Below are 12,842 nucleotides of genomic sequence, written 5' to 3'. Positions count from 1 at the left end.
GACTAACCCTCCATCGGCACAAAGTTTCCAACGATAATGCCAACAATCCGAGGATCTTCCTCATAGGAGATGAAAATATCCTTGTATTTAGGATTGATAGAGACCAGACGCAATCCATTCTCCTCTCGATAGACCCGTTTGATATAGGTCTGGTTGTTGCAAACCACTGCATAAACCGCCCCGTCATAGTCAAATCCTGTCTCTCGAATCAGAGCTACTGAACCATTTTGGTATTTAGGTTCCATGGAGTCCCCAGACACCCATGACGCAAAATCATGAGCCAACTCCTCATTAAAGTAAACCGTATCAAAATTCTGATCATCGTAGACTGAAGCCCCAATCCCTGCTGACATGCGTTCATAAACACGGTACTCGTAGAGGCGCTCTGGCATGGGGGCCACTTTCTGGGCTTGCTCCTCTTGAGATAGGTTGCGAGCATAGAGAACAACCTTCTCCTTCCCTTGCTTGGAGAGGCTATGGTAGAGACGGACAATCTCAATCTGAGTAAAATATCCTTTTGGTACTTTTAAAATGTTCTCTAGCTGGGCCACCTTTTCCTTGGATGGTTCCTTGACTCCACGTTCCCAAGCCGAGTAAGCCTGAAAGCTAATCCCAAGTTGCTCTGCAATTTCCCTCTGTGTCAGTTTTAACTCTTTCCTCCGAGCCTTTAATTTTTCTGGCTGATACATACTTCACCTCCTATTATGATACTTTAATGGACATTATCTCCCTTAGAAAGACTAATCGATGCTTGAATCCATACTTTCAAAACTCAACCAATTTGGTTTAGTTTTATTATATAAAAAAAGTAGACAAATGTCCACTAGGAAAAGCAGAAACATCGTGAGTTTTATACTCAATGAAAATCAAAGAGCAAACTAGGAAACTAGCCGCAGGCTGTATTTGAGTACGGCAAGGCGACGTTGACGCGGTTTGAATTTGATTTTCGAAGAGTATTAATCAAACTAAAAGGACCTAGCCCTATACAATACAGAACTAAATCCTTTGAATAAATAATTGATCTAACTTTTAAAATTCCTACAGAAATTCCAGTTTTTCTCTATTTGATACCAGACATTAGTTTTTCAATACGTGGAACGTAGAAGAGTAAGATAATACCGAATACAATCGTAATTCCTCCAACAATTCCATAGTAAGCCACTTCAGTTTCGCTTGTATAAAATTTTACAATTTGAGCATTGATAGCTTGGGCAGCTGCATTACTCAAGAACCAGATAGACATCATTTGTGCTTGGAAGGATTTTGGTGCTAACTTAGTAGTGACTGATAGACCAATCGGCGAAATCAGCATTTCCCCTACAATCACAATAGCCCAACTCATAATCAACCAGAGAGGACTGACCTTAACATCTGTCCCAAAGAGCATCCCTGGTAACATCATCCACAAGAAGGATAAACCTGCAGCAAATAAACCGTAAGCAAATTTCTTAGCAGAGGATGGTTGCTTTTTACCCATTTTCCCCCACAACCACGCAAAAATCGGCACATAAATCATAATGAAAAGTGGATTGATACTTTGGAAAAAGCTAGATGGAAAATGAATCTGATTCCCAAATACATTAAAGTAAAGTCGAGTTTGATCATCCGCAAATAGAGCGAGAACAACAGACCCCTGCTCCTCAATAGACCAGAAGAGTACTCCAGCGATAAATAAAGGAATGTAGGCAAATACTCGGGATCTCTCAGTAGCAGTTATTTTCTGACTAGATAAAATCTTAAAGAAATAGTAGATTGGAATAATTACAGCAATCACTGTAAAGATATTAACAATCATATCCACATTAAACTGGTGAGTAAAGACTAAACCTATAACCACGAGAATAACTACGACAAGTGTAATCAGCAAGCGTTTAATCAAGGTCTGCTGGTCCTTCTGTGAAAGTGGATCAGTGGGGTAAAGACTTGATTCAGGCAGATATTTCTTCCCATCCAAAACATACTTCACTAGACCAAAGAACATCCCAATAGCAGCTAATGAGAAACCTAGATGGAAATTGACTTCCTGACCTAGATAACCCACTAGATAAGGGGCAACGAAGGCACCTAAGTTAATACCAAAGACAAAGATACTAAAACCTGCATCCCGTCTATCATCCTCTTTCTCATAAATTCCCCCCACCATATCTGAGATATTGGGTTTTAAAAATCCAGTACCAAAGATAATCAAGGCAATAGAAAGATAGAGAGCCACTTGTCCAAAAGGTGTTGCCAAAGCAATATGCCCTAGCATAATCAGAATCCCACCGTAAAAGACAGTCTTACGACTTCCTAAAATACGGTCACTGACAAAACCACCGATAACCGAGGACAAAAATACCAGCGAGCCATAAATCGCCATAACCGATGCAGCTGTGGTCTTATCCATTCCCAATCCACCATCTTGCACACTATAGTACATATAGTAAAGTAGGATAGCTCGCATCCCATAGTAAGAAAAGCGTTCCCACATTTCTGTAAAGAAGAGGGTGGACAAGCCCATAGGATGTCCAAAAAATGTTTTCTGTTTTTCCATATATATTCTCCTTTAACGATATAATAATTCATTTTACAGAATTTTCAAATAAATGTCAAACAAATCCTGTTTGTTTTAGAAAATTTTCTGAAAAAATCACACGTCTCATACTTAATTCCACCATAAAAATCCGTTTCAGACTAACTTCCACTTCGGTCAGGCAAGTGGAAGTTACTTTGAGAAATCACCTTTAAAAATTTGCTCTTATTTAGTTGAAAAGAGGCTGGGCAAAAAGTCTTTAAAATTATAAAAACATCCCTATGCCAAACTTGTAATTACTAAAATACAAGTCAATAAGCATAGAGATGTAAAACTATTACACATTAAAAAATAAATAATTAGCACTTAAAGAATAGAAATTGTGTACGAAATGGCTCAATTAGTTTTGGCTAGTAAATATTATTTCCAACAAACGGCCTCTCAATTCCTTATCCTGATGATGCAAGATATTCATTAACTCATGAGAATTTTTAGCATTGATGAATTCATTTAACAATCTATCTTTTAATTCATATGGAAGAGAAGCCGTCTTTAGTAGTCTAAAAACTTCATCATTTAGAGATGGCGTTTTATTATCTTTACATTCAAATCTAGCTGTAGTATTCTTATTTGGCAACTCAATGATAGACACATTCGTTCCTTTAAAATGAATTCTATGCTTTCTATTGCTTGGAACGATACTAGAATCTCCTTGTAATGCCAACTCTACCATCCCCATTTCCCAGTCGATTGATAATCTTGTTTTATATCTTTGACCATTTTGATCTTCAATCATTTCAAAAGAATGTTGTTTGCCTGGGAATACATACCAATCTACAACTTCAGGTAAATCAACACCCATATCTATCTCAGAACCAACCAAGGGAATGATTGCACCACTTTTTGCAAACACAGGTATAGTCGAAATGTCTCTATAAACACTTAACTTCACACCACCTGTATATTTTTTCTCTGAAAAGAAGTCATACCATTCACCTTCAGGGAACCATACATCTACTTTTGCAGATTGGAATGCTAAATCCATCTTTTCTACAACGGGAGCCACCATCAGTTCTGTTCCAAAAAAGTATTGATTTGGAACATTATAGCTCTCATCATTCTCTGGGTAGAAATAATACATTGGGCTGATTAATGGGGCACCTTCCTCGTGTGTCTTTACATTCATAGTGTATAGATAGGGGATCATCTGATGTCTCAAACGAAGGTATTTCTTCATAATCTTAGATGTTGTTTCTGAAAAAAACCAAGGTTCTTTACTATTAAAAGGACTTCTAGAACTATGTAATCGAGTTATCGGACTAAAAACACCAAACTGTAGCCATCTAGTTTGTAGCTCTTCGTCATAATCCCCCAGCATGTGTCCACCGATATCATGACTCCACCAACTATAACCGATATTTGATGCTGTCGCTGTAAAATAAGGTTGAAATCTTAAGGAATTCCAACTAATAATGGTGTCCCCTGAAAAACCAACAGGGTAGCGGTGACTACCAGGACCTGCATATCTTGATAAAATCAAACCACCTTCTGCATTTTTACAACTATCCTGATAATGATAATGGTTTAAAAGCCATAGTGGATCCAACATGCCTTGTGTCCCTTGTTGCCAGTCAATCCACCAAAAATCTACTCCCTGCTTTTCTAGCTCATAATGAACATCTTTAAAGTAGGCTTCTCTAAAAGAGGGATTAAAAAAATCAAAAATGGCAGGTTCCTCTAATTCTACATTTAACCCCAATCGTTTGGCGACTCGAGGATAAGCTTCTTCATAAGCCCGTATACCATCAGCAGGATGGACATTTAAGGAGAGTTTCAACTTTCTATCATGAAGTTGTTGCAATAACTGCTCTGGATTAGGTATTAAATTTTTATTCCAACTATATCCTGTCCAGCCACTTCCAAAACGAGCTGGAATGTCAGTGATATGCCAATCCATATCTAAAACACCGATAGATAATGGAATTTTCTCTGTTTCAAATCTGTCTATTAAATCCAAGTATTCATCCGACGTATAAGGCCAATATCTACTCCACCAATTGCCTAAAGCATATCTTGGCAACAAAGGGGTTGAACCAGTCAAATGGTAAAAGTCTCTGATTGCTCCTCTATAATCATGCCCATAGGCAAAGAAATACAGGTCAATTTGATTTTCTCTCTCAATATAACCAGACTGTTCATCCCAAATAAATCCTTGAGAATCATCCAATAAGGCTATCCCATTTCGGCTAATAATTCCATCTTCTAACGAGATTGCTCCATCTGCCTTATCCAGAGTCCGAGCTGTTCCTTTTAACGTTTCAATAGACTCACCAAAATACCAGCGACTACCATATACGGCAAAATTTCCTTTTAATTCTATAAATAAATTTTCGGCGTTAAATTCTCCTTTATTAAAGTGCAGATGAAAATAGTCCGTCATAATATCTAGTACGTTTGATGTCTCGATATAATCTAACGAAACTTGGCCAAAATCTCTATTGTAGATAAGTTGTGTCGTTCTATCCTCAAAACTTCCAGTTTGAGAGTATTCTAACCTTACTAGCTTGTCTGTTAATACAGAGATTCGATAAAACTCTCCCTTAAAAATTTTCAATTTGTTGTCCTCCTTTTAGTAAATTTCTTTACCTTATCAAACATTTTATTTGTTATCGTTACATTCATCAATCCGCAAAAAGCAAAGCCCCCAAATGTAAATACGTAAATAGCTGTTAAAACTCGTTCTGGACTACTAAAACTCATATACAGTACAGAAATATTAAATAAAACCAACATGATAGCTTGTATTGGATTTAAAATACAAATTAATACGCTATTTACAATACTATTTTTTAGATTATCTTTAAATAAACCAATATAGGGAAAAATAACACTCATCAAAAGTATTATAACAAATAAAAAGGGCAACACTAACAATAAACTATACTCTGAAAATAAACTTGAATAGCCCCAAAGACAATAGTTCACATATAAAAGTAATTCTATTAGGAGGATAAACAACCAAATAAAAGTTGATTGTTTAAAATTTTGTCTAAAGATCCGAAAATAATGATAAGCAATATCGGTATCTTTACCTTTTAAAATACGATACCACATTGTCGTAAGAGAAGTTAGTGATGCCCCAATTGTAACTATTGGAATACAACTCACAATAAATAGAGTATTTAAAATAATTAAATCTGTCAAAAAAGTTAAAATTCTAACCATTTTTCCATCTAATGAAAATAATTTTTGCATAATAGATATCTCCATAAAATCGATTGCCTTAACTCTATATTTTATAATGTCAGTTGTACAAAAATATTACCTAAATTATTTAAAAAACATTTCCAAATTTCTTTAAAAATTAGAATAAAGGAAGCGAGATAATCTGATGTTATCAGTCTCGCTTCCTATAATTAGCTAGTCCCTTGTTCATACAACCAAGAGTTCATATAAAATATTACTCTTTTACTTCTTTTTGGTAACGATTATATGCTTCCTGTTGAATCTTCATAAATTCGTCCAATCCCATATTCTTAAGAGTTTCTTTGTATGAGTCCCATTCTTTTTCTATGCCGCCTTCAACTACCCATTTAGATGCTTGTTGTTTGACATAAGATTCAATACTCACATAGATTGATGATAATTTGTTAAGTTCTTCTTGTGAATAAATCACATTAGGGTAAGCTGGCAACGCAAATTGTTTCAAATCTTGGTCCATCTTCAATTTCAATCCATCACCTTGTGTTTGATCGATTTCTACGCGACTATTGATATCATCGCTTACGTATTTAGGACCAAAATCTCGAAGTGAATTAATCCATGCCCATTCATCAGCTGATTTACCATCTTTAGGAGGTAACACTTTAAACTTATCACCATTCTTTTCAGTAGCTATTCCAAATGATCCATAGAAATTCTGAATACTTGCTTCATCTGTATATAATTTATCCAACCATTTCAATAATTTAGCAGGATTTTTGCTCTTATTTGTAATCAAAATTTCATTTCGACCATAGTTGTAATGATCTGGATCAGAAAAGACATATTGTTTACCATCCATACCTTTTAAAGCAGGTAGAGCAATATATTCACTTGAATGTAAGCCAAACGTTGCATCTGCTGTCCAACCACTAGAAACACCTACTCTAGATACTCCCTTATCCATACGTTTTGCTACACTCATAGAGGTATCTTCTGTAAAGATTTCCGGATCAATCAAACCTTTTTTATAAGATTCGTGCATTGCTGCAATCCCTTGTTTATAACTTTCTTCTGTACGAAGGTAGACTGGTTTTCCATCTTTTACAGACATTTCATATGTATTATCTGCCCCTAAACGATTATTGAACGGAAGAATATATGAGAATGTTGGATCAAAGTTTCCTGCTCCGAATGGAATTTCATCAGAAGCGTCTCCATTTCCGTTCGCATCTTTATCCTTAAATTCTTGTAGTACTTTTACTAAATCATCATAAGTTTCTGGAACCTTTAATCCTAAATTATCCAGCCACTTTTTATTAATAAATAGCTGATTAGCTACAGTAGGACGCATCGGTAATTTTTTAGGTAGACTGTAGATATGACCATCTGGTGAAGTAATCATAGCTTTAATCTTAGGTTCTTTCTCCATAGCCTTAGTTAAATTTGGCATGTTTTCTTTGATTAAATCTTCCAATGGAATAAATAAAGATTGGTTCTGAGCAATTTCTGAATCTGTAAAAGCATTTGAACCTAAAAATGCATCTGGTAAATCTCCACTAGCAACCAACACAGATTTCTTATCTGCCCAATCTGCAGCTACAAGTGTATCCCATTTAACATCGATACCTGATTCTTTGGCAGAATCAGTTAGAAAACCTTTATGATAATCTTCCCCCCAGTCAGACCAACGAACAGTTGTGATTTTATAAGAATCTTCTCCAGACTTATCGTCCTTATTCGCATTATTGGAATTTGCACAGGCTGTTAAGCCAGCAAGTGTAACGGTTCCTAAGAACAAATATGTAAATGATTTATTTTTCATGTTTTTCTCCTATTCCTTCAACGCGCCAATCATTACGCCTTGATTAAAATATTTTTGAACAAAGGGATATAGCAACATTATCGGAGCGGTTGAAATAACAATTGCTGCATATTTCATCATATCGGCTTTGATACGAAGATCTGATGCAACTTCTCCTGTTGCTTGCGATTGTAACATTTGATTACTAATTAGTAAACGTCGTAAAATTAATTGCAATGGTTGTAAATTTTCATTCGTTAAATAAATTAAAGCATTAAACCACGAATTCCAAATACCAACTGCAGTCCAAAGTCCAATAACTGCTATAATAGCTTTTGATAAAGGAACGACTATCTTAATAAAATAACGAATTGTACCACAGCCATCAATTTGCGCAGCCTCCCACATCCCATCTGGAATACTATTATTAAAGAAAGTTCTAGCAACAATAATATTGTATGATGAAACTGCAAAAGGTATTACCATTACCCAAAATGTATCAATTAGGCCAACATTCTTTACTGTTAAGTAGGTAGGAATCAAACCACCTGATACAAACATAGGGATTATGTATAGAATGCTCATCCACTTTCTACCAACTAATTCTTTTCTAGATAAAGCATAACCAGCTGGAATATTGACTACTAAAGCAACTAAGGTACCAACAACAGTATATAAAATGGTATTTAGATAGCTACGCAAAAATAAAGGTTGTTGAATAAGACGTAAATATCCATCTAATTTCCATTCTCTAGGAATAAACCATACCTTCCCATTTGCAACATCTGAAGGATTACTAAAAGATGCAATCACTACAAACCATAACGGATAAACAATTAACAGGATAAGGAAAATTGCTAAACCATAGGTAACTATATCAAATAATAATTCAGAGTTCGTTTTTCTTGATTTATGAAACCATTTCACCTTGAGCACTCCTTCCTTTAAAAAAGACCCGTTCTGGTATATCTTTTTGAGAACCAGTTAACAGATAACAAAATTATTAGATTAACTACCGTGTTAAATAACCCTATAGCTGTCGAATAACTATACTGAAAGTTCACCATACCAACTTTATAAACATAGGTCGAAATTATCTCACTTCCTGCTAAATTAAGAGGATTCTGTAGTAGTAACACTTTCTCAAAACCTACACTTAATAAACTACCTGCTCTTAATATTAATAGAATCATAGCAGTCGGCAAAAGCAATGGTAATTCTATATGCCGAATTTTTTGTAATCTAGAAGCGCCATCCATAGTTGCAGCCTCATAATATGTAGGATCAATTGCAGAAAGCGCTGCCAGATAAATAATACTATCCCAACCAATATGTTGCCATACATCACTCCAAACATAAACACCTGCAAAACTAGTAGGTTTTGATAAAAAATCTGGAATAGTAATTCCAACAGACTTAAATACATTTGCTAACAAACCACTAGTAGGAGATAAAAATAAGATAATCATCCCACACATAACCATTGTAGAGATAAAATGAGGTAAGTAAGTTGTCACTTGAAATATTTTTCTAAATTTCCCAACTCTTAACTGATTACTGATTATAGCTAGTATAATAGGCAAGGGGAATCCTACTACAATACTATAAAGTGAAATTTTTAATGTATTGAACATAGTTGTCCCGAATTGGAATGATGAGAAAAATTGAGTAAAGTACTTAAATCCTACCCACTGACTAGCAAAGATACCATTGGCTGGTGAATAGTCTTTAAATGCAATAATTAGTCCCAACATGGGAATATAGGAAAATAAAATTAATAGCAATATTGAAGGAAAAAGTAATATATATAACGGAATACTATGCTTTAATTTTATTTTATGAAGTTGAGATGCTACTTTCATGTTTTTCCTCCCATCTGATTTTCTACGATTATTTTACACCATATAGAATTCCCTTAATAGAACTTTTTGGACTAGGTTTATCAATTTTTCAGTTTTTTAATTTTAAAAACTATTACTTTTCCGACATCTTGATAAAACATATCTGTTTTGTTACATGATATCATATTTTCAAAGTGCTATAATTTTAATAGGAGAATAGTATATGAAATTAAATCACGACTTATCAAAAAAACATTCCATTCATTTTTTCTTTAAACTCCTACTTGTACTACTATTGATAAATATTTTAATCAATATTGCTATGAGTAACATAACCAGAAATTTTATTAAAAACCAAAATATAGTACACCTACGTAGTTCAATTGAAATTTATGCTGACTCTGTTAATGAAAAATTGCATTCTGCAGAGAGGTTTATGTATTCAACAATAACACACAGTGAAGATTTGGAAAAATTAAATCATGTACAAAAATTTTTAGACTATCAAGAAAGTCTAAAAAAGGTTCAAACTAGTTTTACAGAGTTTGAATATCAAAATGAAACCCATATGACATTCTTATTAGAAACAAATTCTACTAAACATTTTATCAATGTTTCCGATCTTTATATTCCATATGAAGATTATTTACTGTTAAAAACATATCTAAAATCACTAAGTAGCGATATAAGTGACCGTAAGTGGAAAAATATAACTACTAAAAATAGCGAATACTTAGTTAAATCCGTTCATTACGAAGGAAAAATAATTTATGCAGTCATATCCTCAGAAGATATCCTAAAACCTCTCAATAAACTTAATATTGGTAATAATGGTAAACTCTCCCTAAAAGAGCCTAACAATATACCGTCCTCTAATTACCTAATTCATGCACAAAATGAAAAAACACATTTACCTTTCGATATTTATGTTTTAGTCGATTATGCCGAAGTCTTTAGAAATATCACACTCTTAGAAGTATTTTTATCAGCTGTTCCTATCATTATCACCATTTTATCAATCATCATTATCCTATATATTCGTCAGTGGATGATTAAGCCTATAACAAGACTCACTGAACGGCTCTCTCAACTTGGGGACTCCATCCCCCCTTCTGAATTTTTTATATCTGAAGGTATACTAGAAATTGATAAGGCAAATGATAAACTTAATAAAGTAATTTTTGACATGCAAGAATTAAAAATACGAGAATATCATTCACAACTAGAACTTAAGAAGATTGAACTTAATTATCTTAAAAATCAAATCCGACCGCATTTCTACTTAAATATGTTATCAATGATTCATAGTATGCTTCAAACAAAAAACTACAAGGAAATTGAAGAATTAACTATCCTAACTTCAAATTATCTCCGTCATTTATTTATGGCTAATCAAGATTTTTCAGAACTTAAAGATGAAGTTCAGCATATTAAAGATTATTTAGAAATACAACGAATTCGATATGGAAATAGTATCTACTTTTCACTAGACTACAATTCTGATTTACAAAATACTCTTGTTCCATCATTACTGTTACAAACGTTTATTGAAAACACAATAAAACACGGTTTTTCATTTCAAGATTTATTTACAATTTTACTATCAATAAAAAAAGTAAAAACTGAGGACTCAGATTATATTCAGATTTGTATCGAAGATAATGGTCCAGGTTTCTCTGAAGAAATTTTATCAAAATTAAATCAGAAACAGTCTCTAATAACAGAAGATGGACATCATATTGGGATCACGAACACCATCGAACGTTTGAATCTTCTCTATCCCAACGACTATACTATTACATTTGAAAATAATGAAGAAGGTGGGGCTAAAATTCTTTTACTTATTCCATACAAGATTATAGACGGAGGTTATAATGAACATCTTATTAGTTGATGACGATCGTTTTATCATTGAAGCTTTACGAGAGAAAATAAATTGGGATAAACTACACATTGACATTGTTTATGTTGCCTATAGCCTCACTCAAGCTCAAAATATTATTAGAGAGCATCCTATTGATCTCATGATAAGTGATATAGAAATGCCTCAAGGTAGCGGTCTCGAACTCTTATCGTGGATTAGAAATGAAAAATATGATATAAAAACAATTTTTTTAACCAATTACGCCGACTTCAACTATGCTCAAAAAGCAATTGAATTGCAAAGCTTTGAATACTATCTAAAACCCATTAACTTTGAAAAATTAGAATTTATTATTCAAAAAGCCATTAGTAAAATTGAGAATCATAACTTAAACGGAAAAAATGATGCACTTTTACAAATAGAAGATAATTTCTGGTATGATTACCTTAGAAAACCTCAAATTTCTCGCATTGATGAGCTAGAAAACATAGCAAGCAAACAAGATTTTATTCTTAAAAAACACCAATATTTTTTCCTTGCAGTTTTAACAATCAATCTTAATGAAGAAGATTATTCTGCAGAAACTCCATCATGGACTTCTCAACTAAAAAGAGAACTGCAAAGAATTTCACAACCTTCTTATAATCTGATAAGTCTATTCAAAATGGAAAGCCAGGTCGATCAATATGTTTGTCTCTTTAGAGTAGACTCTTCCAAACGTAGTGACAAACTGGCATATGAAATTCATTCTCAAATTTCTAATAATTTTAGCAAATACTCAACTCTTATATATAAGAGTTGCCATAAAATATCCGATATTTTATTTCATGCTAAAGAACTCTACACTTATAATGAACAGTATGTCTCTTATTGGAATACTATTATATGTGTTCCACATAGTTTCCCAACTTCTTTTAAAACAGAAACTCTTTCAATTACTTTTTTAGACACCTTAAGTGAATACGAATTAAGAGAAAAAATTAATTCACTTGCCTATAATTCTCAAATTCCTACTTTCACACTACAACAAATTTTACTAGATTGGATTCAACAAATAGGAATATATCTAGATCAAAATGGAATTTCAGCTCATAAATTATTCCAAAACAGCACTCATGATTTCCTATTCCAACGACGCTTTCATTCAATTGAATCTTTCCAGGATTACTTTGATTATTATTGGTCACATGCTAAGAAATTTGCAACAAACATTGAAAACCAGAAAAATAGTATTCAACGTATTGTCGAATACATAGATCATCACTACTATGAGGATATAAATCGTTCTATATTAGCAGATATGGTTTATCTCAGTGCAGATCATTTAGCTAGAATTTTTAAAAAAGAAACTGGAGAAACTCTTGTTAAATATATAACGGATAAGCGCATTAATGCTGCTAAATCTCTCCTATCTCAAACAAATATCTCGATATCACAAGTATCTTGTCAAGTAGGGTATGATAATTATTCTTACTTTACTAAAATTTTTAAACAAAGGACTGGACTTTCTCCTGGAGATTACCGTAAAACTTATCAAAACAAAATGTAAGCAATCTAAATCATTGAAATGATAAGTAAAATTCAAGGTCTGTAGTAATTTTTGAAATTCTACAGTTTTTC

The 12,842-nt window shown here is 33.4% G+C and carries 9 protein-coding genes; 2 read left to right on the top strand and 7 right to left on the bottom strand.

Translation table 11 applies throughout. From position 1 onward, the window contains the following. Positions 1-2 precede the first annotated feature (2 nt). From O3599_RS04745 to O3599_RS04715, 7 genes are all read right to left on the bottom strand, one after another. The gene (locus O3599_RS04745; protein ID WP_261034684.1) at positions 3-689 is read right to left on the bottom strand and encodes an XRE family transcriptional regulator; all 687 of its coding nucleotides are present in this window, start codon (positions 687-689) and stop codon (positions 3-5) included. Between the two features lie 371 nt (positions 690-1,060). Then, entirely contained in the window at positions 1,061-2,470 is a 1,410-nt protein-coding gene (locus O3599_RS04740) for a peptide MFS transporter (protein WP_371512179.1), read from the bottom strand. 442 nt (positions 2,471-2,912) lie between these two features. Continuing rightward, positions 2,913-5,126 (bottom strand): TIM-barrel domain-containing protein, encoded by a 2,214-nt coding sequence (locus O3599_RS04735; RefSeq protein ID WP_371512151.1) that lies wholly within the window; start codon positions 5,124-5,126, stop codon positions 2,913-2,915. Beyond that, positions 5,123-5,767 (bottom strand): DUF624 domain-containing protein, encoded by a 645-nt coding sequence (locus tag O3599_RS04730; protein ID WP_371512150.1) that lies wholly within the window; start codon positions 5,765-5,767, stop codon positions 5,123-5,125. Before O3599_RS04730 ends, O3599_RS04735 begins: the two co-directional genes overlap by 4 nt. 205 nt (positions 5,768-5,972) lie before the next feature. Next, positions 5,973-7,538: an extracellular solute-binding protein gene (locus O3599_RS04725; RefSeq protein ID WP_004256278.1), complete on the bottom strand. Its 1,566-nt coding sequence runs from the start codon at positions 7,536-7,538 to the stop codon at positions 5,973-5,975. Positions 7,539-7,547: 9 nt separating this feature from the next. Beyond that, entirely contained in the window at positions 7,548-8,444 is an 897-nt protein-coding gene (locus tag O3599_RS04720) for a carbohydrate ABC transporter permease (RefSeq protein ID WP_000870790.1), read from the bottom strand. A gap of 17 nt (positions 8,445-8,461) precedes the next feature. Next, positions 8,462-9,379, bottom strand: a complete 918-nt coding sequence (locus O3599_RS04715) for a sugar ABC transporter permease (RefSeq protein WP_000861542.1) — start codon at positions 9,377-9,379, stop codon at positions 8,462-8,464. Positions 9,380-9,581: 202 nt separating this feature from the next. Here O3599_RS04715 and O3599_RS04710 point away from each other — a divergent pair, with 202 nt between their 5' ends. Together O3599_RS04710 and O3599_RS04705 are read left to right on the top strand one after the other, a co-directional pair. Beyond that, positions 9,582-11,252 (top strand): sensor histidine kinase, encoded by a 1,671-nt coding sequence (locus O3599_RS04710; RefSeq protein ID WP_371512148.1) that lies wholly within the window; start codon positions 9,582-9,584, stop codon positions 11,250-11,252. Then, the gene (locus O3599_RS04705) at positions 11,233-12,771 is read left to right on the top strand and encodes a response regulator (protein ID WP_084947931.1); all 1,539 of its coding nucleotides are present in this window, start codon (positions 11,233-11,235) and stop codon (positions 12,769-12,771) included. The genes O3599_RS04710 and O3599_RS04705 overlap by 20 nt, the downstream gene beginning before the upstream one ends. Positions 12,772-12,842: the final 71 nt, after the last annotated feature.

Origin of the sequence: Streptococcus sp. 27098_8_103, assembly GCF_041432345.1 — a bacterium.
GTDB classification, from domain to species: domain Bacteria; phylum Bacillota; class Bacilli; order Lactobacillales; family Streptococcaceae; genus Streptococcus; species Streptococcus mitis_BV.
Note: the sequence above shows the minus strand (reverse complement) of the source record. Positions and strands in the feature narration are given on the sequence as shown.

What these genes read in the sequence shown, in the direction of transcription:
- O3599_RS04745 (WP_261034684.1), bottom strand. Translation starts at nt 689, where the DNA reads ATGTATCAGCCAGAAAAATTAAAGGCTCGGAGGAAAGAGTTAAAACTG.
- O3599_RS04740 (WP_371512179.1), bottom strand. Translation starts at nt 2,470, where the DNA reads ATGTGGGAACGCTTTTCTTACTATGGGATGCGAGCTATCCTACTTTAC.
- O3599_RS04730 (WP_371512150.1), bottom strand. Translation starts at nt 5,767, where the DNA reads ATGCAAAAATTATTTTCATTAGATGGAAAAATGGTTAGAATTTTAACT.
- O3599_RS04725 (WP_004256278.1), bottom strand. Translation starts at nt 7,538, where the DNA reads ATGAAAAATAAATCATTTACATATTTGTTCTTAGGAACCGTTACACTT.
- O3599_RS04715 (WP_000861542.1), bottom strand. Translation starts at nt 9,379, where the DNA reads ATGAAAGTAGCATCTCAACTTCATAAAATAAAATTAAAGCATAGTATT.
- O3599_RS04710 (WP_371512148.1), top strand. Translation starts at nt 9,582, where the DNA reads ATGAAATTAAATCACGACTTATCAAAAAAACATTCCATTCATTTTTTC.
- O3599_RS04705 (WP_084947931.1), top strand. Translation starts at nt 11,233, where the DNA reads ATGAACATCTTATTAGTTGATGACGATCGTTTTATCATTGAAGCTTTA.